This window comes from Limnohabitans sp. 2KL-17 (assembly GCF_003063415.1).
GTDB lineage: Bacteria > Pseudomonadota > Gammaproteobacteria > Burkholderiales > Burkholderiaceae_C > Limnohabitans_A.
The window spans coordinates 82,508-106,114 of the sequence record NZ_NESK01000011.1 but is presented as its reverse complement, the minus strand read 5'-3'; the positions used below and the strand labels follow the sequence as shown (position 1 = coordinate 106,114).

General features: G+C 57.2%; 32 protein-coding genes and 1 tRNA gene. 6 read left to right on the top strand and 27 right to left on the bottom strand.

Annotated elements, in window-relative coordinates; genetic code table 11:
- Nucleotides 1–136: 136 nt before the first annotated feature.
- Both gph and rpe read right to left on the bottom strand, forming a co-directional pair.
- A complete protein-coding gene (gph, locus tag B9Z45_RS07280) occupies nt 137–871 on the bottom strand; it encodes a phosphoglycolate phosphatase (protein ID WP_108406554.1) in 735 nt (244 codons plus the stop codon).
- 4 nt (nt 872–875) lie between these two features.
- Nucleotides 876–1,556, bottom strand: a complete 681-nt coding sequence (rpe, locus tag B9Z45_RS07275) for a ribulose-phosphate 3-epimerase (RefSeq protein ID WP_108406553.1) — start codon at nt 1,554–1,556, stop codon at nt 876–878.
- 29 nt (nt 1,557–1,585) lie between these two features.
- On the opposite strand from rpe, the gene apaG reads away from it, so the two are divergent.
- From apaG to B9Z45_RS07255, 4 genes are read left to right on the top strand one after another with little or no spacing between them, the layout of a single operon-like run.
- Entirely contained in the window at nt 1,586–1,978 is a 393-nt protein-coding gene (apaG, locus tag B9Z45_RS07270) for a Co2+/Mg2+ efflux protein ApaG (protein WP_108406552.1), read from the top strand.
- A gap of 33 nt (nt 1,979–2,011) precedes the next feature.
- A complete protein-coding gene (gene thiL, locus B9Z45_RS07265; protein WP_108406578.1) occupies nt 2,012–2,971 on the top strand; it encodes a thiamine-phosphate kinase in 960 nt (319 codons plus the stop codon).
- A 2-nt stretch (nt 2,972–2,973) separates the two neighbouring features.
- Nucleotides 2,974–3,504 (top strand): phosphatidylglycerophosphatase A, encoded by a 531-nt coding sequence (locus B9Z45_RS07260; RefSeq protein WP_233252113.1) that lies wholly within the window; start codon nt 2,974–2,976, stop codon nt 3,502–3,504.
- A 14-nt stretch (nt 3,505–3,518) separates the two neighbouring features.
- Complete coding sequence (locus B9Z45_RS07255; RefSeq protein WP_108406576.1) at nt 3,519–3,977, top strand: CinA family protein; 459 nt, start codon at nt 3,519–3,521, stop codon at nt 3,975–3,977.
- A 77-nt stretch (nt 3,978–4,054) separates the two neighbouring features.
- Here the strand turns inward: B9Z45_RS07255 and B9Z45_RS07250 are convergent.
- From B9Z45_RS07250 to glpK, 20 genes are all read right to left on the bottom strand, one after another.
- Nucleotides 4,055–4,131: transfer RNA gene (locus tag B9Z45_RS07250), tRNA-Met, on the bottom strand.
- A gap of 18 nt (nt 4,132–4,149) precedes the next feature.
- The gene (gene rplQ, locus B9Z45_RS07245) at nt 4,150–4,536 is read right to left on the bottom strand and encodes a 50S ribosomal protein L17 (RefSeq protein WP_108406551.1); all 387 of its coding nucleotides are present in this window, start codon (nt 4,534–4,536) and stop codon (nt 4,150–4,152) included.
- An 81-nt stretch (nt 4,537–4,617) separates the two neighbouring features.
- Complete coding sequence (gene rpoA, locus B9Z45_RS07240; protein WP_108406550.1) at nt 4,618–5,610, bottom strand: DNA-directed RNA polymerase subunit alpha; 993 nt, start codon at nt 5,608–5,610, stop codon at nt 4,618–4,620.
- A gap of 100 nt (nt 5,611–5,710) precedes the next feature.
- Entirely contained in the window at nt 5,711–6,334 is a 624-nt protein-coding gene (rpsD, locus tag B9Z45_RS07235; protein ID WP_108406549.1) for a 30S ribosomal protein S4, read from the bottom strand.
- A gap of 84 nt (nt 6,335–6,418) precedes the next feature.
- Nucleotides 6,419–6,823 carry a 30S ribosomal protein S11 gene (rpsK, locus tag B9Z45_RS07230; RefSeq protein WP_108406548.1) on the bottom strand — a complete coding sequence of 135 codons (405 nt, stop codon included), beginning with the start codon at nt 6,821–6,823 and terminating at the stop codon, nt 6,419–6,421.
- A gap of 19 nt (nt 6,824–6,842) precedes the next feature.
- Nucleotides 6,843–7,208, bottom strand: coding sequence for a 30S ribosomal protein S13 (gene rpsM / locus B9Z45_RS07225; RefSeq protein ID WP_019429278.1), 366 nt, complete (start codon nt 7,206–7,208; stop codon nt 6,843–6,845).
- A 24-nt stretch (nt 7,209–7,232) separates the two neighbouring features.
- A complete protein-coding gene (gene rpmJ, locus B9Z45_RS07220) occupies nt 7,233–7,346 on the bottom strand; it encodes a 50S ribosomal protein L36 (RefSeq protein ID WP_028820150.1) in 114 nt (37 codons plus the stop codon).
- Nucleotides 7,347–7,505: 159 nt separating this feature from the next.
- The gene (gene secY / locus B9Z45_RS07215) at nt 7,506–8,825 is read right to left on the bottom strand and encodes a preprotein translocase subunit SecY (RefSeq protein WP_108406547.1); all 1,320 of its coding nucleotides are present in this window, start codon (nt 8,823–8,825) and stop codon (nt 7,506–7,508) included.
- A 24-nt stretch (nt 8,826–8,849) separates the two neighbouring features.
- Nucleotides 8,850–9,281, bottom strand: a complete 432-nt coding sequence (gene rplO / locus B9Z45_RS07210; protein WP_108406575.1) for a 50S ribosomal protein L15 — start codon at nt 9,279–9,281, stop codon at nt 8,850–8,852.
- A 10-nt stretch (nt 9,282–9,291) separates the two neighbouring features.
- The gene (rpmD, locus tag B9Z45_RS07205; protein ID WP_108406546.1) at nt 9,292–9,474 is read right to left on the bottom strand and encodes a 50S ribosomal protein L30; all 183 of its coding nucleotides are present in this window, start codon (nt 9,472–9,474) and stop codon (nt 9,292–9,294) included.
- Between the two features lie 14 nt (nt 9,475–9,488).
- Nucleotides 9,489–10,007 (bottom strand): 30S ribosomal protein S5, encoded by a 519-nt coding sequence (gene rpsE / locus B9Z45_RS07200; RefSeq protein ID WP_019429274.1) that lies wholly within the window; start codon nt 10,005–10,007, stop codon nt 9,489–9,491.
- A gap of 17 nt (nt 10,008–10,024) precedes the next feature.
- Complete coding sequence (gene rplR, locus B9Z45_RS07195; protein WP_108406545.1) at nt 10,025–10,390, bottom strand: 50S ribosomal protein L18; 366 nt, start codon at nt 10,388–10,390, stop codon at nt 10,025–10,027.
- A gap of 11 nt (nt 10,391–10,401) precedes the next feature.
- A complete protein-coding gene (gene rplF, locus B9Z45_RS07190) occupies nt 10,402–10,935 on the bottom strand; it encodes a 50S ribosomal protein L6 (protein WP_108406544.1) in 534 nt (177 codons plus the stop codon).
- Nucleotides 10,936–10,951: 16 nt separating this feature from the next.
- A complete protein-coding gene (gene rpsH / locus B9Z45_RS07185; protein ID WP_108406543.1) occupies nt 10,952–11,347 on the bottom strand; it encodes a 30S ribosomal protein S8 in 396 nt (131 codons plus the stop codon).
- A gap of 18 nt (nt 11,348–11,365) precedes the next feature.
- Nucleotides 11,366–11,671 carry a 30S ribosomal protein S14 gene (gene rpsN, locus B9Z45_RS07180; protein WP_108406542.1) on the bottom strand — a complete coding sequence of 102 codons (306 nt, stop codon included), beginning with the start codon at nt 11,669–11,671 and terminating at the stop codon, nt 11,366–11,368.
- 8 nt (nt 11,672–11,679) lie between these two features.
- Nucleotides 11,680–12,219 (bottom strand): 50S ribosomal protein L5, encoded by a 540-nt coding sequence (gene rplE, locus B9Z45_RS07175; RefSeq protein ID WP_108406574.1) that lies wholly within the window; start codon nt 12,217–12,219, stop codon nt 11,680–11,682.
- A 2-nt stretch (nt 12,220–12,221) separates the two neighbouring features.
- Nucleotides 12,222–12,542, bottom strand: a complete 321-nt coding sequence (gene rplX, locus B9Z45_RS07170; protein WP_108406541.1) for a 50S ribosomal protein L24 — start codon at nt 12,540–12,542, stop codon at nt 12,222–12,224.
- A gap of 9 nt (nt 12,543–12,551) precedes the next feature.
- Nucleotides 12,552–12,920 carry a 50S ribosomal protein L14 gene (gene rplN, locus B9Z45_RS07165; RefSeq protein WP_108406540.1) on the bottom strand — a complete coding sequence of 123 codons (369 nt, stop codon included), beginning with the start codon at nt 12,918–12,920 and terminating at the stop codon, nt 12,552–12,554.
- A 283-nt stretch (nt 12,921–13,203) separates the two neighbouring features.
- Nucleotides 13,204–14,820, bottom strand: a complete 1,617-nt coding sequence (locus B9Z45_RS07155; protein WP_233252112.1) for a glycerol-3-phosphate dehydrogenase/oxidase — start codon at nt 14,818–14,820, stop codon at nt 13,204–13,206.
- 1 nt (nt 14,821) lies between these two features.
- Nucleotides 14,822–16,324, bottom strand: coding sequence for a glycerol kinase GlpK (gene glpK, locus B9Z45_RS07150; protein ID WP_108406538.1), 1,503 nt, complete (start codon nt 16,322–16,324; stop codon nt 14,822–14,824).
- A 100-nt stretch (nt 16,325–16,424) separates the two neighbouring features.
- On the opposite strand from glpK, the gene proC reads away from it, so the two are divergent.
- Nucleotides 16,425–17,249, top strand: coding sequence for a pyrroline-5-carboxylate reductase (gene proC / locus B9Z45_RS07145; RefSeq protein ID WP_108406572.1), 825 nt, complete (start codon nt 16,425–16,427; stop codon nt 17,247–17,249).
- Between the two features lie 64 nt (nt 17,250–17,313).
- On the opposite strand, the gene ubiA is transcribed toward proC, so the two are convergent.
- From ubiA to recG, 3 genes are read right to left on the bottom strand one after another with little or no spacing between them, the layout of a single operon-like run.
- The gene (gene ubiA, locus B9Z45_RS07140) at nt 17,314–18,171 is read right to left on the bottom strand and encodes a 4-hydroxybenzoate octaprenyltransferase (protein WP_108406571.1); all 858 of its coding nucleotides are present in this window, start codon (nt 18,169–18,171) and stop codon (nt 17,314–17,316) included.
- Between the two features lie 21 nt (nt 18,172–18,192).
- Nucleotides 18,193–19,155 carry a LysR substrate-binding domain-containing protein gene (locus B9Z45_RS07135; RefSeq protein WP_108406537.1) on the bottom strand — a complete coding sequence of 321 codons (963 nt, stop codon included), beginning with the start codon at nt 19,153–19,155 and terminating at the stop codon, nt 18,193–18,195.
- 16 nt (nt 19,156–19,171) lie between these two features.
- Nucleotides 19,172–21,241: an ATP-dependent DNA helicase RecG gene (gene recG / locus B9Z45_RS07130; RefSeq protein ID WP_108406536.1), complete on the bottom strand. Its 2,070-nt coding sequence runs from the start codon at nt 21,239–21,241 to the stop codon at nt 19,172–19,174.
- A 107-nt stretch (nt 21,242–21,348) separates the two neighbouring features.
- Here recG and queA point away from each other — a divergent pair, with 107 nt between their 5' ends.
- A complete protein-coding gene (queA, locus tag B9Z45_RS07125; RefSeq protein WP_108406535.1) occupies nt 21,349–22,440 on the top strand; it encodes a tRNA preQ1(34) S-adenosylmethionine ribosyltransferase-isomerase QueA in 1,092 nt (363 codons plus the stop codon).
- A gap of 39 nt (nt 22,441–22,479) precedes the next feature.
- On the opposite strand, the gene B9Z45_RS07120 is transcribed toward queA, so the two are convergent.
- Nucleotides 22,480–23,208: an alpha/beta hydrolase gene (locus B9Z45_RS07120; RefSeq protein ID WP_108406534.1), complete on the bottom strand. Its 729-nt coding sequence runs from the start codon at nt 23,206–23,208 to the stop codon at nt 22,480–22,482.
- A gap of 80 nt (nt 23,209–23,288) precedes the next feature.
- Nucleotides 23,289–23,603, bottom strand: a complete 315-nt coding sequence (locus B9Z45_RS07115; protein ID WP_108406533.1) for a non-heme iron oxygenase ferredoxin subunit — start codon at nt 23,601–23,603, stop codon at nt 23,289–23,291.
- Between the last annotated feature and the right edge of the window lie 4 nt (nt 23,604–23,607).

Below are 23,607 nucleotides of genomic sequence, written 5' to 3'. Positions count from 1 at the left end.
GGCTGACGCCAGGGCCAGGCTCCCCGGCCGGTGAGGCTCGGCAGGTAGGCTGCGCAGGAGTTACTGTGGACGATGAACATGATGGTTCGAGTGTAGCAAAGCCGAGGGGCTGTTTCTGGAGCGGCCTTGCATTTGATCAATGGGGGGCGGCCCTCAAGCGGTACGGCAGAACCGCCAGGGAATCCAGCCACGCGGCAGCGGGCGTACCCTGTACAGGCTGGCCGTGGTTGTAGCCGTATGTCACCAGCACCACAGGGCAACCCGCCGCGTGAGCGGCTTGGGCATCATTGCTGGAGTCGCCAACCATCAAGGTTCTGGCTACGGGAATACCCAGGGCTTCACAGGTTTTGAGAATTGGCAATGGGTCAGGTTTTTTGCGCTCGAAACTGTCCCCGCCAAATACAGGGCCAAAAAAATGGTCCAGCGATTTTTCTTTCAGCAGCGCACGGGCAAACGACAGCGGTTTGTTGGTCAGGCAGGCCATGGGCATGCCTTGTACAGACAATGCCTGCAAAGCCGGAAGTACCCCTGGGTAAACGCTTGAAAACTGCCCGTTGACCTGAAGGTAATGGCCTTGGTAAGCCTGCCACGCCTGTTCGAACAAAGCGTCTACAGACCACGCCGTTAATTCTTGCCCCACCCTTCGAGCCTCGGCTCTGGTTCGCTGATGGGCCAGCAGGGTGCGAATCAGGTGCTCCGAGCCCTTGCCGATGGTCTCTTCAATCAGGGCATCCGACACTGGCGGCAGGCCCAAGTCGGCCATGGTTCGGTGCAAGGCCACCTGGAAATCACCCAGTGTGTGCACCATGGTGCCGTCCAGGTCAAAAATAACGGCCTCGATTCGGGTCAGGTCTTGGGCGATGGCCGGCATTTTTTCAGCCCAAAGCCAAGCGCATCTGGTCGATCACCCTTTTGTAATCGGGTTTGCCAAAAATGGCACTGCCGGCCACGAAGGTGTCGGCGCCTGCATAGGCCACACGGCGAATGTTGTCGACCTTGATGCCACCATCAACCTCAAGGCGGATATCACGCCCACTGGCTTCAATCAACTTGCGCGCTTGCTCGATTTTGCGCAGGGCCGAGTCGATGAAACTCTGGCCGCCAAAGCCGGGGTTGACGCTCATGATGAGGATCAAGTCAATCTCATCGATGGTCCACGCCAGCACATCCAATGTTTCAGCCGGATTGAACACAAGGCCGGCCTGCACGCCTTTGCTCTTGATGGCTTGAATGCTCCGGTGGACATGCCCACTGGCATCGGGGTGAAAACTGATGAGGTCTGCGCCAGCTTCGGCAAAGGCGGCGGCCAATGCATCAACAGGAGAAATCATCAGGTGTACATCGATCGGTACAGCCACACCCGCTGCGGTTTTGGCATGAGGTTTGAGGGCTTGGCAAACCATCGGACCAAAAGTGAGGTTGGGCACGTAATGGTTGTCCATCACATCGAAGTGGATCCAGTCGGCACCGGCGTCGATGACGCTTTTGACTTCTTCGCCCAAGCGGGCGAAGTCAGCCGAGAGGATGGAAGGGGCAATTCGAAAGGTCGTTGTCATACTCGAATTGTCGCAGTTAACATATAGGAATGTCTGCATACGCCGTTCAAATTGAAGTGCTGCCCCAATACGTGGCAGACCAGAGCAACCCGCTGCAAGAGATTTTTGCTTTTGCTTATACCGTCACTGTGACCAACATGGGAACCGTGCCCGCACAGCTGATCTCCCGCCAATGGGTGATTCAGGATGAGCGCGGGCACACCGATGAAGTCAATGGCCTTGGCGTTGTGGGCCAGCAACCCTTGCTGCGGCCAGGCGAGTCATTTCAGTACTCAAGCGGTTGCCGTCTTCGCGCGCCCAGTGGCACCATGCGCGGCAGCTACTTTTTCGTGGCCGAAGATGGGCACAAATTTGATGTGCCCATTGAACCTTTTGTGCTCGAATCCTCCAATTCCGGACTGACGGGCCGCACACTGCATTAAGGGCATCGCTTTCTTGCGGTTAAGCTGATGACCATGGGTGAATTTGACCTGATCGAACGGTTTTTCAAACGACCTCCACAACGGGCGGACGTTGGCATTGGCGACGACTGCGCCGTTTGGTCACCACGGGCCGGCTACCAGTTGGCATTTTCGGCCGACATGCTGGTTGAGGGTCGTCATTTTTTATCCACAGTTGCCCCTCATCATCTTGGTCACAAAGCACTGGCTGTGAATTTGAGTGACTTGGCCGCATGCGGTGCCGTCCCCCAAGCCTTCCTTCTGTCCTTGTCTTTGCCCCATGCCGATGTCCATTGGCTGTCCGGCTTTACCGAAGGGCTTTTCCAGTTGGCAGATGCCCATGCATGCGAATTGATAGGTGGTGACACCACGCAAGGTCCTTTGAACATTGCCATCACGGTGATGGGGGAAGTTCCCCAAGGACAATCCATATTGCGCAGCGGTGCCCTAGCAGGGGACGACTTGTATGTCAGTGGCCATTTGGGCGACGCCCGCTTGGCCCTTGAAGCCTTTCGTGGCACGGTCAGCTTGCCTCAGGCCGTGTTGGATGCGGCGAGGCTTCGCATGGAATGCCCAACACCCCGTGTTTCGCTGGGTCAGTCGCTTCGCGGCATTGCCCACGCCATGGCTGACGTCAGCGACGGCCTGCTCGGTGACTTGGGTCACATCCTCAAAGCCAGTCAAGTCGGTGCTGAAATTGACACGCACATCGCGGCAACACTGATGCAAACCGCTGACCAGTGGTCTTGCCCCCTTAATTTGGCCATGACTTGCGTGATGTCAGGCGGGGATGATTACGAATTGATTTTTACCGCACCTGTTGCGTCTTCTGAGCAGGTTCACGCCGCTGCCCATGCTTGCGGCACGCGCGTCACACGCATCGGCCGCATCACGCCAACACGAACTTTGTCTTTGCTGGATGCCAAGGGCCAAGCTGTCACGACTGCATTTCGCTCCTTTGACCACTTTGCCTGAAGATGACCGCCTCTTCTGAAGCCGATCCCGTCATTCGGTCCATCAGACCCACGGCCAAATTCATGCTGTCGCATCCGGCGCATGCCATCGCGCTTGGACTGGGGTCTGGCTTGGCACGCAAAGCACCTGGCACCATAGGTAGCTTGTGGGGCTGGGCTTCGTGGCTTGTGATTCAAAACTACCTCTCTTTGCCTGCACAAGCCGCTTTGATTGCCCTGGGACTTTTGCTGGGCTGGTGGGCCTGCACCGTGACAGCGCAAGACATGGGCGTCAGCGATCCCGGCGCCATTGTGTGGGACGAAGTGATCGCCATTTGGTTGATTTTCTTTTTGATCATGCCCACAGGTTTTTGGGGACAACTGACCGCATTTGCCATGTTCCGTTTTTTTGACATCGTCAAACCCGGGCCTGTCGGGCGGGCTGATCAACTTTTCAAAGGCTTTGGCTGGCGTGGTGGCTGGGGCATCATCTGGGATGATCTCGTTGCGGCTTTTTGCACACTGATGACCATTGCTTTGTGGAGGTGGCTTTGATCCCTGATTTGACTATGCAGCTTGCACATCAATTAACCCGTTTGAATTGGATGCTCGCAACAGCCGAAAGCTGCACCGGTGGTTTGATTGCGGCCCGATGTACCGACTTGGCAGGCTCCAGTGTGTGGTTTGACCGTGGATTTGTGACTTACTCCAATGATGCTAAAACCCAAATGCTGGGTGTGTCCAATGAATTGCTGGAGGCCAATGGTGCTGTTAGCGAGTCTGTAGCGCGAGCGATGGTGCTGGGGGCTGTATACCGTTCCAAATCTCTCGTTTCAGTGGCTGTCACAGGCGTGGCGGGCCCCAGCGGTGGAACGCCTGACAAACCAGTCGGAACTGTCTGGTTGGCATGGTGCATCAATGGACTTGTGACGGCTGAGATCCATCACTTTGATGGCAATCGTCAGCAGATCAGAGAGGCCACAACTGTCTGCGCACTCAAGGGCTTGATTGCTCGACTTTCACTTTAAACTGGCTGGCGGCAATCCTGCAAACAAAAAAACCCTCCGAAGAGGGTTTTTTGTTTCCAACCAAAGTTGAAATTTTCTGGTTGCGGGGGCCGGATTTGAACCAACGACCTTTGGGTTATGAGCCCAACGAGCTACCAGACTGCTCCACCCCGCGGTATATTTACATTGTATCTTAATCTGCAGCTTGTTCGGCAGAAGTTTCTGCACGATCAACCAATTCAACCAAGGCCATGGGTGCGTTGTCGCCAACACGGTAACCCATTTTCAAAATACGTGTGTAACCACCAGGGCGCTTAGCAAAACGTGGGCCCAGATCGGCAAATAATTTGACGACGCTGTCGCGGTCACGCAGGCGGTTGAATGCCAAGCGTTTGTTCGACAGATTGTCTTCTTTGGCCAAGGTGATCATCGGCTCAATGACGCGACGCAACTCTTTGGCTTTGGGGAGTGTTGTTTTGATGACTTCGTGCTCGATGAGCGAGTTCATCATGTTGCGCAACATAGCGAGACGGTGCTCGCTGGTGCGGTTCAACTTACGGAGGCCGTGTCCGTGACGCATGGTGCTTACCTTTCTTTATTAAACAGACAGCCGTATCAGGTACTGCCCGTGCACACACCGGAGTTATCCGGGAATTTGATGTTAACGCTTTTCCAGACCTGCTGGAGGCCAAGCTTCGAGCTTCATGCCCAAAGTCAAACCGCGGGAAGCGAGAACTTCCTTGATCTCATTGAGCGATTTACGACCCAGGTTAGGGGTCTTCAGCAATTCGTTTTCGGTTCGCTGAATCAGATCGCCGATGTAGTAAATGTTTTCTGCTTTGAGGCAATTGGCAGAACGAACAGTGAGTTCGAGCTCATCCACAGGACGCAACAAAATCGGGTCGAAGCTGCTTGTGCCACCACGTTGAGCAGGCTCGTTGAAGGCAGACAACTCACTGCCCTCAAGCTGCGCAAACACAGCAAGTTGCTCAACCAGAATTTTGGCAGAGGAGCGTACGGCGTCTTCTGCCGTGATCGCACCGTTGGTTTCAATTTCAATGACCAGCTTGTCAAGGTCTGTGCGCTGCTCAACACGTGCGCTTTCAACGGTGTAGCTCACCCGCTTTACCGGCGAGAACGATGCGTCCAGAACGATCCGGCCCAAGGCTTTGGTTGGCTCGTCTGCAAACCTGCGCATGCTGCCTGGCACATAACCACGGCCCTTTTCGACCTTGATCTGCATGTCCAGTTTGCCGCCATGCGACAAGTTGGCAATGATGTGCTCAGAGTTGATGATTTCAACGTCATGCGGCGTCTGAATGTCAGCGGCAGTCACGGCGCCTTCGCCATCTTTGCGCAAACTCAGCGTCACTTCATCACGGTTGTGCAACTTGAAAACCACACCTTTGAGGTTCAACAAGATGTTAACGACGTCTTCTTGAATGCCGTCAATGGAAGAGTACTCATGCACGACACCGGCGATGGTCACTTCTGTGGCGGAGTAGCCCACCATGGAAGACAACAAAACGCGACGCAATGCATTGCCGAGTGTGTGGCCATAACCACGTTCAAACGGCTCCAATGTAACTTTCGCACGGTTAGGTGCAAGTTGTTCGACTTGGATGGCTTTGGGTTTCAACAGATTGGTTTGCATTCAGACTTCCTCTCAATACCCCCGGTTCGTTACACCGGTAAGGCAGATGAAGCACCCGACACACAATGCCTTGTGTACCGGGAACGATTGAAACAACGAATTAACGTGAATACAGTTCGACGATCAACGATTCGTTGATGTCAGCAGCGAATTCATCGCGATCAGGGACCTTCTTGAAGGTTCCTTCTGCTTTGTCAGCATTGACTTCAACCCAAGCAGGCATGCCCACTTGAAGTGCCAATTGCAAAGCCTCGACCACACGGTTTTGCTTTTTGGACTTTTCGCGAACAGCGATCATGTCACCAGCCTTGACCAGGTAGGAAGGGATGTTGACAGATTGACCGTTCACCGTGATGGCTTTGTGAGAAACCATCTGACGTGCTTCAGCGCGTGTCGAGCCAAAACCCATGCGGTAAACCACATTGTCGAGACGGCATTCCAGCAATCCCAGCAAATTGGAGCCTGTATTGCCCTTGCGGCGATCTGCTTCAGCAAAATAGCGTCGGAATTGCTTTTCAAGCACGCCGTACATGCGTTTGACTTTCTGCTTTTCACGCAACTGCAGACCGTAATCCGAGGTGCGCTGACCCGACGTACGACCGTGTTGGCCTGGCTTGGTGTCAAATTTGGACTTGTCCGCGATCGAGCGACGTGCGCTCTTGAGGAACAAGTCAGTGCCTTCACGGCGAGAGAGTTTGGCCTTGGGGCCGAGATAGCGTGCCACTTGATTTTCCTTTATGCAACTACCGCATCAGAAATGCGGGAGCCAGGCGATGCAAGCATTGCCTGGCGGTGGGCTTGGTTTGAATTAGATACGACGACGCTTTTGAGGGCGGCAGCCGTTGTGTGGTACCGGCGTCACATCGGCGATGGATGTAATGCGGATGCCCAACGCACCCAAGGCGCGAACCGATGACTCGCGACCAGGGCCGGGACCCTTGATTTCGACGTCAAGGTTTTTGATGCCTTGTTCTTGAGCCGCACGACCTGCAACTTCTGAAGCAACCTGGGCAGCAAAAGGAGTCGATTTACGCGAACCCTTGAAACCCTGGCCACCCGAAGAAGCCCACGCCAAGGCGTTGCCCTGTCTGTCGGTGATCGTGATGATGGTGTTGTTGAAAGACGCGTGAACGTGTGCAATGCCGTCAGCAATGTTCTTGCGGACTTTTTTGCGTACACGTTGTGATGCGCTGTTTGATTGTGCTTTAGCCATGGTGGTCTCTCAATCCTGCTTATTTCTTCAGAGCCGCTGCACCTTTGCGCGGACCCTTGCGAGTGCGTGCATTGGTACGGGTACGCTGACCGCGCATGGGCAAACCGCGACGGTGACGGAAACCACGGTAGCAACCAATGTCCATCAAACGCTTGATGTTCATGGTTGTTTCGCGGCGCAGGTCACCTTCAATGGTGAAAACTGCGATTTGATCGCGAATTTTTTCGAGATCCGCGTCCGTCAGATCTTTGATCTTTTTGGAATATGCGATGCCAGATGCCTCGCAAATTTGTCGTGCGCGAGTGCGTCCAATACCGAAAATGGCTGTCAAGCCAATTTCAGCATGTTTATGCGGCGGAATGTTGATGCCAGCGATACGTGCCATTTTCGTCCTCTAATACTAATTCAATCAGCCTTGACGCTGCTTGTGACGTGGATCTGTGCAGATCACACGAACAACGCCTTTACGGCGAATGACTTTGCAGTTGCGGCAAATTTTCTTCACCGAAGCAGAAACTCTCATGGTTTTCTCCTAAAACTCATCGTTCACCCAGCCCTTATCAGACTGGATCAAATTTATTGGCCTTGCACAAATAGCAAGGATCTCTACCAAACTCAACTTCGTCCCAATAACACTGCATCATGTTTCGGCATCAGAGGAGAACAAGCCCCATCTGTTTGCTCAAGACTTGAAACTGGCCTTCTTCAAAAGAGAATCGTATTGTTGCGACATCAAATAATTTTGTACTTGAGCCATGAAATCCATGGTCACAACCACAATGATCAGCAGTGATGTACCGCCAAAGTAAAATGGAACATTGTATTTCAGAATCAAAAATTCAGGCAGCAAACACACGAATGTGATGTAAGCGGCTCCCACTGCGGTCAAACGCAACAAAATCTTGTCAATGTACTTGGCCGTTTGATCACCTGGACGGATACCAGGGATGAAAGCTCCACTTTTCTTCAGGTTATCTGCAGTTTCACGGCTGTTGAAAACCAACGCTGTGTAAAAGAAGCAGAAGAAAATGATGGCCGCAGCGTAAAACATCACGTATACAGGCTGTCCAGGTGCCAATGCATTGGCAACATCCTTGAAGAACCGAACCACAAAGCTTTCAGATGTCCCCGAACTGAACCAACCAATCAAAGTGGCCGGCAAAAGAATGATCGAAGACGCAAAGATTGGCGGAATCACACCGGCCATGTTCAGTTTCAGCGGCAAGTGCGAAGATTGGCCACCGTAAACCTTGTTGCCCACCTGACGGCGCGCGTAATTAACCAGTATCTTGCGCTGACCTCGTTCAACAAAGACCACGAAGTAGGTCACAAGGGCCACGACCACGATGATCAGAATTGAAATAAATGGGTTCATGGCACCTGTACGGACAAGTTCAAACAAGCCCCCCAGTGCACTTGGCAAGCCAGCAGCGATACCGGCAAAGATCAGTATGGAAATTCCATTGCCCAAACCGCGCTCAGTGATCTGTTCACCCAACCACATCAGGAACATAGTGCCCGCGGTCAAGCTGACCACAGCAGTCATGCGAAAACCCATGCCTGGGTTGATCACCAACCCTGCCGAAGCTTCCAATGCAACCGCAATACCCAGGGACTGAAACACGGCCAAAGCCAGTGCACCCAGGCGTGTGTACTGTGTAATTTTGCGTCGACCTGCTTCGCCCTCTTTCTTCATCTGTTCGAAGGTGGGGACCACGTAGGTCAACAATTGCATCACGATGGAAGCAGAAATGTACGGCATGATGCCCAAGGCAAACACGGTAAATCTCGACAGGGCGCCACCCGAGAACATGTTGAACAAGCTCAGGATGCCGCCTTGCTGGCCATTGAACAATTGCTTGAGTTGTTCAGGATCAATGCCTGGGACTGGGATGTGCGCACCAGCGCGGTAAACCACCAACGCAAGCAACAAAAAGATAAGCCGGCGACGAAGGTCACCGAACTTGTCTCCTTTGGCTGTCTGATTTGCGCTGGTTACCACGTTATGTCTCGTCTATCTGTGAATTCAGGCTACGGAGCCGCCAGCAGCTTCAATCGCTGCTTTGGCACCCGCAGTCGCGACTATGCCGGTCAGTTTGACCGCTTTGACAAGTTCACCAGACTTGATCACTTTGACCACTTTGACCATTTGCGACACCAGACCGGCTTGCTTCAATGTCAAAACATCCACTTCGGCCAAGTCAAGGCGCGCCAAGCTTGTCAGCGTGATTTCAGCGTTGTACTTTAGCAAGTGTGATTTAAAGCCACGCTTGGGAAGACGGCGCTGCAAAGGCATTTGACCGCCTTCAAAGCCCACCTTGTGGTAACCACCTGCGCGGGATTTCTGGCCTTTGTGACCACGGCCGGCGGTTTTACCCAAACCTGAACCGATTCCACGACCGACTCGGCGGGGTGCGTGTTTTGAGCCTTCTGCGGGCTTGATGCTATTGAGTTCCATCATCGGCCTCTTAGAGAACTTTGACCAGGTAGCTGATCTTGTTGATCATTCCGCGCACTGCAGGTGTGTCTTCAAGTTCACTCACAGAGTTGACCTTGCGAAGACCCAGACCACGAACAGTGGCACGGTGCGAAACTTTGGTGCCAATCGGGCTGCGAACCAATTGGACTTTCACGGTTGATTGTGTCGTCATGTTGGATCTCCGATTCAGCCGAACAACTCTTCAACGGACTTGCCACGTTTGGCCGCCACGTTGGAGGCTGTGGTGCAATTGGACAATGCGTCCAGAGTGGCACGAACCATGTTGTAAGGGTTGGACGAACCATGGCTCTTGGCCACGATATCAGTAATACCCACTACTTCAAAGACAGCACGCATTGGACCACCCGCGATGATGCCGGTACCCTTGGGTGCTGGTGCCATCATGACGCGTGCAGCACCGTGGTGCCCGTGCACTGCGTGGTGAATGGTTCCGTTCTTGAGGTGGACTTTGGCCAAGTTGCGACGGGCTTCTTCCATCGCTTTTTGCACAGCTGCTGGCACTTCTTTCGACTTGCCCTTGCCCATGCCCACTTTGCCATCACCGTCACCGACCACTGTCAATGCGGCGAAACCGAGAATACGGCCACCCTTGACCACCTTGGTCACGCGGTTGACCGCGATCATCTTTTCGCGGAGACCGTCTTCAGGACCGTCACTTTGCGGTTTTGCTGTAAATTTAGCCATTTGTATCTCCGATCCGTTTAGAACTGCAGACCTGCTTCACGGGCTGCTTCGGCCAAAGCCTTGACTCGACCGTGGTAAGCGAAACCTGCGCGGTCGAAAGCGACCTTCTCAACGCCGGCAGCTTTTGCTTTTTCAGCAATCCGCTTGCCAATGACTGCGGCTGCCGCGGCATTGCCGCCTTTGCCCGTGGCGCCCAAAACTGTGCGCACTTCGGCTTCTGCTGTAGAAGCAGTGGCCAGCACTTTTGTACCGCAACCAGAGATAACGCTGGCGTAGATATGCAGGTTGGTCCTGTTCACGGTCAGACGGGCCACGCCTTGCTGTGCAATGCGAATGCGCGTTTGACGTGCACGACGGAGACGCTGCTCTTTCTTGGTCAACATGATGCAGCTCCTTATTTCTTCTTAGTCTCTTTGATCGTGATCTTCTCATCCGAATAACGGATGCCCTTGCCCTTGTAAGGCTCAGGAGGACGAACAGCACGGATCTCAGCAGCAATTTGGCCAACACGTTGGCGGTCGGCACCTTTGATCACGATTTCAGTCGCGGTCGGGGTAGCCACCGAGATGCCAGCAGGCATGTCGATGTTGACAGGGTGTGAGTAACCAACGGCCAGGTTCAGTTTGGTACCAGACGCAGCCGCCTTGTAACCCACACCGACCAGGTTCAACTTCTTTTCGAAGCCCTTGGTCACGCCAGTCACCATGTTGTTGACCAGCTGACGCAAGGTGCCACTCATGGCGTTGGCTTCACGTGAGTCATTGGCAGGGGCGAAGCTCAGCTTGCCACCTTCATTGCTCACATTGACCAGCATGTTGGATGCAGTGGCCAATTGACCACCCGCGCCCTTCACACTGATTTGATCTTGTTTGATCGACACATCCACACCAGCGGGGATGATCACAGGCATTTTTCCTACTCGGGACATTCAGTCTCTCCTGCCTTTAAGCGACATAGCAAAGCACTTCGCCGCCGACACCGGCTGCGCGCGCTTTGCGGTCGGTCATCACACCTTGGGGTGTGGTGACAATGGCGACACCCAAGCCGTTTTGGACTTGCGGTATGGCGTCACGGCCTTTGTACACGCGCAGGCCAGGACGGCTCACACGCTCAATACGCTCGATCACTGGGCGACCGGCATAATACTTCAGGGCGATATCGAGAACAGACTTGCCGTCCTCGGTTTTGACTTGGAAGCCGTCAATGTAGCCTTCATCTTTCAGCACTTGAGCGATGGCCACCTTCACTTTGGAAGATGGAACCAACACATTGGCTTTTGAAACCATTTGTGCGTTACGGATGCGGGTCAACAGATCGGCAATAGGATCACTCATGCTCATGTTGTTATCTCCTGCCGATTACCAGCTGGCCTTGGTCACGCCCGGAATATTGCCTGCGAAGGCTAATTCACGGATCTTGGCGCGACCCAGACCAAATTGACGGAACGTACCACGTGGACGACCGGTGATTGCACAGCGGTTGCGTTGGCGAGTCGGGTTGGCGTTGCGCGGGAGCTTTTGCAAACCCATCCGGGCAGCAGCACGCTCATCATCGCTGCGCTTGGCATCGTTGGCGATGGCTTTAAATTCCGCGTATTTTTTCGCGTACTTTGCTGCCAGTTTTTCACGCTTGAGCTCTCGCTCGATCAAAGCTACTTTAGCCACGTGACACCTCAGTTCTTGAAGGGGAAGCGGAAAGCCGCCAAAAGAGCTTTGCACTCTTCGTCAGACTTGGCCGTAGTGGTAATGCTGATGTTGAGTCCGCGCAAGGCATCTACCTTGTCGTATTCAATCTCAGGGAAAATGATTTGCTCTTTCACGCCAATGTTGTAATTGCCGCGACCATCAAATGCACGGCCGGAGATACCACGGAAGTCACGAACGCGTGGCAGAGCCACGGTCACGAAACGGTCCAGGAACTCATACATCTGCACGCCGCGCAAAGTCACCATGCAACCAATGGGCTGTTGCTCACGGATCTTGAATCCGGCAATCGCCTTCTTGGCCTTGGTCACAACAGGCTTTTGCCCTGCGATCTTGGTCAAGTCGCTGACTGCGTGGTCCATGACCTTCTTGTCAGCCACGGCCTCGGACACACCCATGTTCAAGGTGATTTTGGTGATGCGAGGGACCTGCATGACCGACTTGTAACCAAATTTGGTCACCAGGTCAGCAGCGATTTTCTCGCGGAAAAGTTTTTGCAAACGTGCCATGCTCATGCCACCTTGATTTCTTCGCCGCTGGACTTGTAAACGCGAACGCGCTTTCCGTCAGCTTGCAGCTTGATGCCCACACGATCAGCCTTGCCCGCTGCGGCATTGAAAATGGCCACATTGGATTGGTGAATCGGCATGGCCTTTTCGATGATGCCGCCAGTTGTGCCCTTCATGGGGTTTGGCTTAGCGTGTTTTTTGACGATGTTCACACCTTCAATCAACAGGTGCGAATCACTGGCGCGCAACGACACTTTGCCGCGCTTGCCCTTGTCACGACCTGTGATGACGATGACTTCGTCGCCTTTGCGAATCTTGTTCATGACGCGTCCTTACAGTACTTCAGGAGCCAGGGACACGATCTTCATGAACTTCTCGGTACGCAGTTCGCGCGTGACCGGGCCGAAGATGCGGGTGCCGATAGGCTCCAACTTGGCATTCAGCAATACAGCTGCATTGCCGTCGAATTTGATGAGGGAGCCATCGCCACGGCGGATGCCCTTGGCTGTACGGACCACCACAGCACTGTAGATCTCGCCTTTTTTGACGCGACCACGCGGAGCGGCTTCCTTGATGCTCACCTTGATGACGTCGCCAACACTTGCATAGCGACGCTTAGACCCGCCGAGCACCTTAATGCACAGCACGGACTTGGCGCCGGTGTTGTCGGCCACATCCAACCGAGATTCTGTCTGGATCATTTCTTTATTCCCAACTTGTATTTCTTCCCTGCCAACCTATTGGCCGACAAGCAGAAATCAGTCTTGGACCCGTCATTCACGCCGCGAACCACTCGCAACACTTCAGATTGGGCAGATACTTACGCCTTTTGCAAAGCGAAGCCCCTGATTATGTCTGAAAAAATGGGCCTGCGCAACAAGTCGGAGAAATATTTTGTGATGATGGCGTCCGAAAGGGCCGCGCCAGTCATCTCCCTCCGCCCTTTCGACCCGTCACACAGCCTGGTTTGATGGGATCACGCCTTCAGGGGCAACGCCCATAGTCATCGGCCAAAGCTTCAAAGGCCGCCAAAGCCGGGTCAATCCCCAACTCCTCATTCAGGATGTGGGCAACCCTTGGGGCCAGTGCTTTGGCCAATGCCGCATCCAGAAAAAGGCACCTGGAGCGTCGGGCCAACACATCCTCTACGCTCCTGGCGTATTCATGACGGGCGGCAAACCGCACCATGGCTTCGGTCAAACCTGGGGCCAATTCGATATCTGCACCCGGCAGCGCGCAGAGCCAGCTTTGCTCAGATCCGAACAAATGCAAGCCAGCTGGCTGATTGAGCCCGACAAGCTCAGCACCTGCTAGCGGCGCCCCGACCAGTTTGTAATTTTTAGCCTGCGACCGAATGGGAGGTTTCAAACCGGCCAAACTTCTGGCCTGGCCCAACGCATCTTCAGCCATGGCACTGTAAGTGGTCCACTTTCCGCCCGTCACAGTCACCAGGCCGGATGCCGAGACTTCAACTTGGTGCTCTCGGCTGACCTTTTGGGTGGCGCCGTTTTGAGCTGCAGATGAGGCCGCAGGTCTTGCCAAGGGGCGAAGCCCAGCCCAGGCGCTCAAGACATCCTGACGCCTTGGAGCCTTTGCCAAATAGCGCCCTGCTTCTTGCAGGATCCAGTCCACCTCCTCACTCGCCGGACGGGGTTCGGTGGGCGCATCTTCGCGCCCGGTATCTGTTGTGCCCAGCAACACCTTGCCCAGCCATGGCACGGCAAACAAAACCCGGCCATCTTCGGTCCGGGGCACCAGCAGCGCTTTGTCACCGGGCCAAAAAGACGCATCAACCACCAAATGGACACCCTGGCTAGGCGACACCAAGGCAGGCAAGTCCTGACCCAACTGCCGGCCATCGGCCTGCCTCAAACCATCCACCCAGACACCCGTGGCATTGACCACGCATTGCGCCCGCAGCTCGAAGTCAAGGCCACGCTCTGCATCACGCGCCTGCACCCCCGCCACCCGCTTGCCCTCATAGATCAAGCCCTGAACAGACACATGGTTGAGCACGCAAGCACCTTCGCGGGCTGCCGTTCGGGCCAGCGCCACCGCAAGGCGGGCATCGTCAAATTGACCGTCCCAATATTGAACACCTCCACGCAAGCCCTCTGTACGGATGCCTGCAATTGCCTCGCGGGTTGACTGCGCATTCAAAAATCGGGTTTTGCCCAGGCTGGCGGATGCCGCCAGCCACTCATACAGCTTGAGCCCAGCCCCATAAAAAGCCTGCTCTCCCCATCGGTAAGCGGGCATGACAAAGGCCAACGGTTGGGCCAGGTGGGGCGCACGCTCCAACAACGCCCGGCGTTCGTGAAGCGCCTCACTCACCAAAGGCCAATGGCCTTGTGCCAAATAACGCACGCCACCGTGCACCAGCTTGGTCGATCGTGACGACGTTCCCTGGGCCAGGTCATTGGCCTCCAAAAGCGCCACCGTCAAGCCTTCACGGGCAGCCTGCAAAGCCACCCCCAAGCCCGTGGCACCACCGCCCACCACCAACAAATCCCAAATTTGGGGCGCTACAAGCTGTGCCAGCAGGTCTTCTCGCCGAGTGGGCAAAGGGGCAGGACCCACTTCTACAGGCTTGTCCGTCACATCAGTTCCTTGCCCAAGACCGTGATCGACTCACCGCCTCGCGCCAACGCGCGCTGAATTGCTGCCGTTGCGCCGCGCCCCATTCAGGCTCAAAGCGGCATTCCTCTTGCCACAGTGCCGATATTTCTTCTGCCCCAGACCAAAACCCGGTGGCCAAGCCGGCCAAAGACGCCGCACCCAAGGCGGTCGTCTCAGTCACGCGACTGCGAACCACAGGCACACCCAACACATTGGCCTGAATCTGCATCAGCAAATTGTTGCGACTGGCACCCCCATCCACCCGCAGCTCGCGCAGCGCCAACCCGCTGTCGGCGGCCATGGCGTGAAACACATCGGCGGTTTGTAAAGCGATCGCCTCCAAAGCCGCGCGCGCAATGTGGGCCCGGTCCGTGCCCCGGGTCATGCCTACCAGCGTCGCTCGGGCCTGTCCGTCCCAATCGGGGGCCCCCAGGCCCGCAAAAGCAGGCACCAAAAACACATCGCCCGTGTCGGGCACGCTGGCAGCCAGCGCTTCGACATCGGCGGCACGGCCAATGATCTGCAAACCGTCGCGCAGCCACTGCACGGTTGCGCCCGCCATGAACACCGAACCCTCCAGCGCATAGGCCATGGCATGCTTTGAGCTTGCGGGGCCTTGCCAGGCCACCGTGCTGAGCAATTGGTGGCGGCTCGCCACAGGCTGATTGCCGGTGTTCATGAGCATGAAACAGCCCGTGCCATAGGTGTTTTTGGCCATGCCCGGTGCAAAACAGGCCTGCCCGAACAAGGCTGCCTGCTGATCACCGGCCCAGCCGGCTATCGGCACAGAAGCCCCCAGCCAATGGGCATCGGTCTCGGCCACGATGCCGCACGAAGGCAGCACCTGAGGCAAAACGGCGGCAGGGATTTTCAGCAGCGCCAGCAATTCAGGATCCCAGGCGCCCGTTTTCAGGTTGAACAACAGGGTTCGCGAAGCATTGCTGGCGTCGGTGGCATGCACACGCCCGCCGGTGAGTTGCCAGACCAGCCAGCTGTCAATGGTGCCAAAGGCCAACTCGCCTTGCTCGGCACGCACCCGGGCACCTGGCACATGGTCCAGCAACCACGCCAGCTTGGTGCCTGAAAAATAAGCGTCCAGCACCAAGCCTGTCTTGCGGGCGATCTTGGGGCCATGGCCTGCGGCACGCAAGCCATCGCAAAACACGGCTGTGCGCCTGTCCTGCCAAACGATGGCGGGGGCGACAGGCTCACCGGTCGCCCGGTCCCAAAGCACCGTGGTCTCGCGCTGATTGGTGATGCCCATGGCGCGCAACTGGCTGGCCTGAATGTTCGCTTGCGCCATGGCTTGCTGTATCACAGCCAATTGGCTTTGCCAGATCTCACGGGCGTCATGCTCCACCCAACCGGGTTGGGGAAAGTGCTGGGCAAACTCGCGTTGCGCCATGGCCACCACCTGGCCGGCACGGTCAAACACCACCGCCCGTGAACTGGTCGTGCCTTGGTCGATTGAAAGGATGTAGTCCATGCACCAAGACTACCGCAAAGCAGCGCTCACAAACAGCGACAATTCCCCGATTGACCTTTTCATCCAAACACCCCAGCGTTCTCCCCGGAGCCACACCAGCATGAGCAACACCTCACGACACATCGCATTCATTGGCGGCGGCAACATGGCCAGTGCCATCATTGGCGGGCTGATTCGTCAGGGCATGCAGCCCATGCAGATCACCGTGATCGAGCCCTTTGCCGAAACCGCAGGCAAACTGCTCAAGGACTTTGGCATCACCGTTTTGCCCGCAGCAGGCGCTGCGCTGGCCCAAGCTGACCTGGTGGTCTGGGCGGTCAAGCCGCAAATGTTCAGCGAAGCTGCTGCACCCGTCATGCCCCACACCGGCGAGGCATTGCACCTGTCGGTGGCCGCAGGCATTCGCACCGACAGCATTTGCCGCTGGGTTGGCACCGACCGGGTGGTGCGATGCATGCCCAACACCCCTGCGCTGGTGGGTCAGGGCATCACGGCGCTGTTTCCCAACCCCAGCGTTACCGCAGCCGACAAGGCTCTGGTGGAGCAAGTCATAGGCACCACCGGACAATACCTTTGGGTGGACAAAGAGTCGCAACTGGACGCCGTGACCGCCTTGTCAGGCTCGGGTCCAGCGTATGTGTTTTATTTTCTCGAGGCCATGACCGAGGCTGGCGTGGGCATGGGCCTGAGCACCGAGCAAGCCTACAAACTGGCCGTGGCCACGTTTTCAGGCGCATCTGCTTTGGCCGCCGCATCAACCGAGTCACCCGAGGTGTTGCGCCAGCGTGTGACCTCCAAAGGCGGCACCACCTATGCGGCAATTACCGCCATGGAGGCCTCAGGCATTAAGCCCGCTTTTGTAAAAGCCATGCAAGCAGCCGAACTGCGCGCACGCGAGCTGGGTGACGAATTCGGCAAGGCCTGAGGTGGTGGCCTTGTTGCGGTGGCCTTGGGGCTGCAACGCGCCAAGTTAAGCCCCAAGAAGAACTTCAGCCAAAGCGGCAAGAAAGCACCACCCCGGCAAACACGCTGAACCCCAGCCAATGGTTCAAGCGGAAAGCCTTGAAACAGCCTTCGCGGCTTCTGTCCTTGATCAACACGACATGCCAGGCCACCTGCGCTGCGGCTCCGGCCAGACCCAGTGCAAGCCACAAGCCACGTGCGGGGGCGTCCAGCAAGGCGGCCCAAATCAACAGGTAGGCGCTATAAAAACCGGCAATGGCCGCCACGTCCCAACGGCCCAACGTGATGGCCGAGGTTTTCATGCCGATCTTCAAATCGTCATCGCGGTCCACCATGGCGTATTCGGTGTCGTAGGCCAGCACCCAGAACAGGTTGCCCAGCAACAAGCCCCAGGCCAGCGGCGGCACATCGCCTTGCACGGCAGCAAAGGCCATCGGAATGCCAAAGCTGAAGGCCACGCCCAGCACGGCTTGCGGCATGGACACATAGCGCTTGGCATAAGGGTAAATCAGCGTCACCCCCAGCGCTGCGAATGACCAGGCGATCGCGGCCTTGTTGGTCGTCAGCACCAAGGCGAATGCACACAGCGCCAGCACTGCGCCCACCAGCAGCGCCTCTTTCGTGCCGATGCGCCCACTGGTCACTGGCCGATTGGCCGTGCGTTGGACATGTTTGTCAAAGTCACGGTCCGCCACATCGTTGACGCAGCACCCCGCACTGCGCATGAGGATGGTGCCCAAAGTGAACACGGCGATCAAATGCCAACCAGGAAAGCCCCCTGCAGCCACCCACAAAGCCGCCAATGATGGCCACAGCAACAGCAACCAGCCGGCAGGGCGGTTCCAGCGGATCAGGTCCAGATAAAGCTTGAGTTTCCCAGTCATGGCGCCCAGCATTCAAAAATTTCAGGACAAGCGCGTCACACCGGGCAGCGGGCAGGCATAAATGGCGTTTCGCACAGCGGCAATGGCTTCATAGCGGGTGTAACTGCGGCGCCAGGCCAGCACCACACGGCGGGTGGGCGGCTTGCCGCCAGCCGGGTCCACGATGGGCAGATAGCGCACGGGCGAATCGTGCCGCCCGCCTGAACGCTTTTGCACCGGCTTGAGCTCGGGAACCGACAAACGCGGCACCAAGGTCACCCCCATGCCTGCCGCCACCATGTGCTTGATGGTCTCCAGCGACGAGCCTTCAAAAGTCTTGCGGATGCCATCTGTCTGGCTGGCGTAACGGGCAAATTCGGGACACACCTCGAGCACATGGTCGCGAAAGCAATGCCCGGTACCCAGCAGCAGCATGGTTTCGTTTTTCAGCTGCTCGGGCGTGATGAAGGCTTGCTTGGCCAGCGGGTGGTTCAGGGGCAAGGCCGCCATGAAGGTCTCGTCGTACAAAGGCGCCAGCGCCAGGCCAGACTCAGGAAATGGCTCGGCCAGGATGGCGCAGTCGATCTCGCCAGTGCGCAGCATCTCCAGCAAGCGCACCGTGAAATTTTCTTGCAGCATCAGCGGCATTTGCGGGATGTCGGTGATGATCTGGCGCACCAGATCGGGCAGCAAATACGGCCCAATGGTGTAGATCACGCCCAGCCGCATGGTGCCCGCCAGGGGGTCTTTTCCGCGTTTGGCAATTTCCTTGATCTCGGCGGCTTGCTCCAGCACGCTTTGCGCCTGGCGCACGATCTCCTCGCCCAATTGGGTGACGGACACCTCACTGGCGCTGCGCTCGAACAGCTTGACCGCCAACTCTTCTTCGAGTTTCTTGATGGCCAGCGACAGTGTGGGTTGCGAGACAAAGCACGCCTCAGCAGCTTTGCCAAAATGCTTTTCCCGCGCCACGGCCACGATGTATTTCAGTTCGGTCAGTGTCATAGGCGGTATTTGAACATCAGGCTTTCAAATATTCGGATTTCCCGCCCAGCCAGCGGTGGATATGCCGCTCGGCCAGTTGCGGGTGCTGGTCCAGCATCTGCGGGGCCAGCGCACGGGCCCACTCCAGCAAATGGGCATCGGTGTCCAGATCGGCAAAACGCAGCAAAGGCGCACCCGACTGGCGCGCCCCCAAAAATTCACCAGGCCCACGGATCTCCAGATCGCGCCGCGCGATCTCAAAACCATCGTTGGTCTCCACCATCGCCCGCAAACGCTCACGCGCCGTCTCGCTCAGCCGCCCACCCTCGGGTGTGCCATACAGCAGCACGCAGGCCGAGGCCGCAGCCCCCCGGCCCACGCGGCCGCGCAACTGATGCAACTGAGAGAGGCCAAATCGCTCAGCGTGCTCAATCACCATCAACGAAGCATTGGGCACATCCACCCCCACCTCGATCACCGTGGTGCTGACCAGCACGCCCATCTGGCCATGGGTGAAAAGGTCCATCACCGCCTTTTTTTCGGCCACCGGCATGCGCGAATGCAGCAGGCCTACCATCACGCCCGGCAAGGCCTCGCTCAGATCGGCATGTGTTTGGGTGGCGTTGGTCAAGTCCAGCGCTTCGCTTTCTTCGATCAGCGGACACACCCAATACACCTGCCGCCCCTGTTGCAGCTGGGCGCCGATGCGCTCGACCACTTCGTGGCGACGGTGGTCTGACACCACCCGGGTCAAGATGGGGGTGCGGCCCGGGGGCAACTCGTCGATCACCGACACGTCCAGGTCGGCGTAATAACTCATGGCGAGCGTGCGCGGAATGGGCGTGGCCGTCATCATCAACATGTGCGGCTCCATGCCTTCGGCTTGCATCTTGCTGCGCAAGGCCAGTCGCTGCGCCACCCCAAAGCGGTGCTGCTCGTCGATCACGGCCAGTGCCAGATTTTTGAACTTCACGTGCTCCTGAATCACCGCGTGCGTGCCCACCACCAGCGCGGCTTCACCCGACTCGATCAGCGCCAGCATGGTGGCGCGCTCTTTCTTTTTCTGGCTACCAATCAGCCAGGCGACTTTCACACCCAAAGGCTCCAGCCACCCAACCAGCTTGGCAAAGTGCTGGGTGGCCAGAATTTCGGTGGGCGCCATCAGGGCGCACTGCCAACCGGCATCGACCGCCAACATGGCCGCCAGCGCCGCCACCACGGTTTTGCCCGAGCCCACATCGCCTTGCAGTAAACGGTGCATCGGCACATGACGGGCGAGATCTTGGGCAATCTCCTGCCCCACGCGCTGCTGGGCATTCGTCAGGCCAAAAGGCAGGGCGGCCAACAGCTGGCCATACAAACCATCGGGTTTGAATTTCAGTGCAGGCGCGCGCAACAAATCGCGTTCGCGCTTGGCTGTGAGCTGCGACAACTGCTGCGCCAGCAACTCCTCGCATTTGAGGCGAATCCAGGCTTGGTGGCTTCGGTCTTCCAGCGCAGCCAGCGACACATCGGGCGTGGGGTGGTGCAAAAACTGCAAGGCATCGCGCAAGGCCCAAGACCCGCGCCGGTCGGGCCAGGCGATGCCCTGGGGCAGGGTCTCGCTCAGGTCTGCGTGGTTCAAGCCGGTGATCACGGCCCGGCGCAAATAAGCCTGGGCCAGACCCGCCACGGTCGAATAAACCGGCGTCAAGGCTTCGGCCAGGCTGCCACCCGCCGCCTTGAAACTCGGGTGCATCATGGTCAGGCCCATGAAACCGCCCTTGACCTCGCCCCGCGCACGGATGCGGCTGCCCACCGCCAGCGCCTTTTGGTGCGAAGGGTAAAAGCTGAAAAACCGCATCACGCAGGTGTCCGAGCCGTCGTCCACCGTCACCAGCAACTGGCGCCGCGGCCGCAGCGTGATCTCGCACGCCGTCACCGTCGCCTCGATCTGCGCCACATCCCCCTCGCGGGCATCACGCAGCTTGACGATCCGGGTCTCGTCTTCGTAGCGCAGCGGCAAATGCAGCGCCAGATCAATGTCCCGCTTCAAGCCGAGCTTGATCAGCGCCTTTTGGGGGGCGGAGAGCGTTTTGGCGGGCTTGGGCGGGGAAGCAACGGACATGGGCTGATTGTGCCGCGAGTGCCTGCACTCGGAGCAGCCACGACAAGATATCCTTCAGGCAAAATGCCTGTCTTCACCATTGTTCGGGCCTGTCAAGCCTATACACCATGTCTTCTTCTGCCTTCCCCAGCGCGCCCCGCGCCTTCACGCTCAGCGATTTCGACTTTGAGCTGCCCCCCGAACTGATTGCCCAGCACCCCGTCGCCGAACGCAGCGGCTCGCGTTTGCTGGACGGCTCATCGCCCACGGTGGTGAACCGCATCTTTCATGAACTGCCCGGCTTGCTTAAATCTGGCGACCTGCTGGTGTTCAACGACACCAAGGTGGTCAAGGCGCGCATCTTTGGCGAGAAAGCTTCGGGCGGCAAGCTGGAGCTGCTGATCGAGCGTGTGCTTCCCGGCCACGAGGTGGTGGCGCACATGAAGGTGAGCAAAAAGCCGCTGTTGGGTGGCAAGATGTTCATGGCCGGCGGCGCCCGCAACGGCGGGTTTGATGCCGTGCTGCTCGGCCGCTGGCCCGATGCCAACGGCCAGCTGTTTCACCTCAAGCTGAGCGACGAGCCGCATGTGCTGATGGAAAAGCACGGCGTGGTGCCGCTGCCGCCTTACATCGAGCGCCCTGCAGGCACTGCCGATCACGCGGACACCCAAGAAGACGCCGAACGCTACCAAACTGTTTTTGCGCGCGCCCCCGGCGCGGTGGCAGCGCCCACAGCGGCGCTGCATTTTGACGAGGGTGTATTGGCAGCCCTGGCAGCGCAAGGCGTGCAGACCGCCAGCGTGACCTTGCACGTGGGCGCCGGCACCTTTCAGCCCGTCAAGACCGAGAACATTGCCGATCACACCATGCACCGCGAGTGGTACGAAGTGCCCGAAGCCACGCAGCAAGCCATTGCAGCGTGCAAGGCACGGGGCGGCCAGGTGTTGGCGGTGGGCACGACCACCGTGCGCACGCTGGAGTCATGGGCTAAATCAGGCCAGGCCAGCGGCGACACGCAGATTTTCATCACGCCGGGCTTTGAGTTCAAAGTGGTGGACCACCTCATCACCAACTTCCATTTGCCCAAAAGCACGTTGATGATGCTGGTCAGCGCCTTTGCAGGCTATGAGCACATCATGGGCCTGTACCGACACGCGATTGCAAATCAGTACCGTTTTTTCAGCTACGGGGATGCGATGTTGCTCAGTCGGACCGACTGAAAAGGATCAGAGAAGCAGGCCTTTGCTTCCCCATCATGCTCAATCCCGTCCAGCCCGAATGATTGCGTCGGCTATGGTGGCCGGGTCGGTGAACCAGATTTCGTGGCTACCCTGACACTCTACTAAGCGAAACAGGCCCAAGCGCTCCGACAGTCGAGGGTGCCAAGGCATGCTGTGCGGCATGGCGGTGTCTTGCAGGCAATTCACATACGACTTGCCGATCGCAAGCTCAGCCAAGGGGGCTTTGAGCGAGATCGGGTCGGTAAAGGTTTTGTATGGTTGTAAGTTGAGCTGGTTAAAAGCAGATTGGGCCAACGCCATGTCCGCATCGTTGATAAAAGCTTCGCGCCAGATGGGGAAAGGCAGCATCACGGCATTGTTGCTGGCTGCAGCAACAGCATCAAACAGCTGTTTGTAGTGTGGGGGAACCATGTCGTTCAGGCACTCGCCAGGGTTGGGCACAAAAGCGTTCACATAGACCAGGCGTGCAATGCGCTCAGGCATCACATCGGCCACACGCGATATGACCATGCCGCCATAGCTGTGCCCCACCAGCCGCACACTCGTTAAATCATGTTCTCGCAGGTAATCACACACCGATTGGGCTGCATCTTCCAGACCGATGTGACTTCGGTCGTCCCCCACACGGTTGCCCTTCAGGGTCGGGCAATGCACGGTGTGGCCTTGTTGGCGGATGTATTCGGCCGTGGGCTCCAGCAATCCGCCGGTATGCCAGGCACCATGCACCAGAACGTAGGTGTCGTTCATTTTCTCTCTCCTGAATGTTGTGAATTTATGAGATACCAGGCCCACAAGGACTGGTCAAAAGACATTACATCTAGAGAGGTTCACTCCGTCAATTGCAGGAAAACCCGCCCCTGTTCGATCTTTACGGGCCAGGATTTGACCGGCTCGGTCGCCGGGCCGCAGCTCACGCTGCCGTCGCGCAGGCTGAATTGGGCTTGGTGGAAGGGGCATTCCACGTTGTGCCCTTCCACAAAACCATCGCACAGTTTGGCGTTGCCGTGGGTGCAGAGGTTGTTGATGGCAAAGACTTCGCCGTCCACGCTGAACAAAGCGATGTCCTGCCCCTCGGGGGCCACGGCAATGCCTGCGCCTTCAAACAAATCGGCCTCAGCGGCCACGTCGATCCAAGCGGTCATAAGA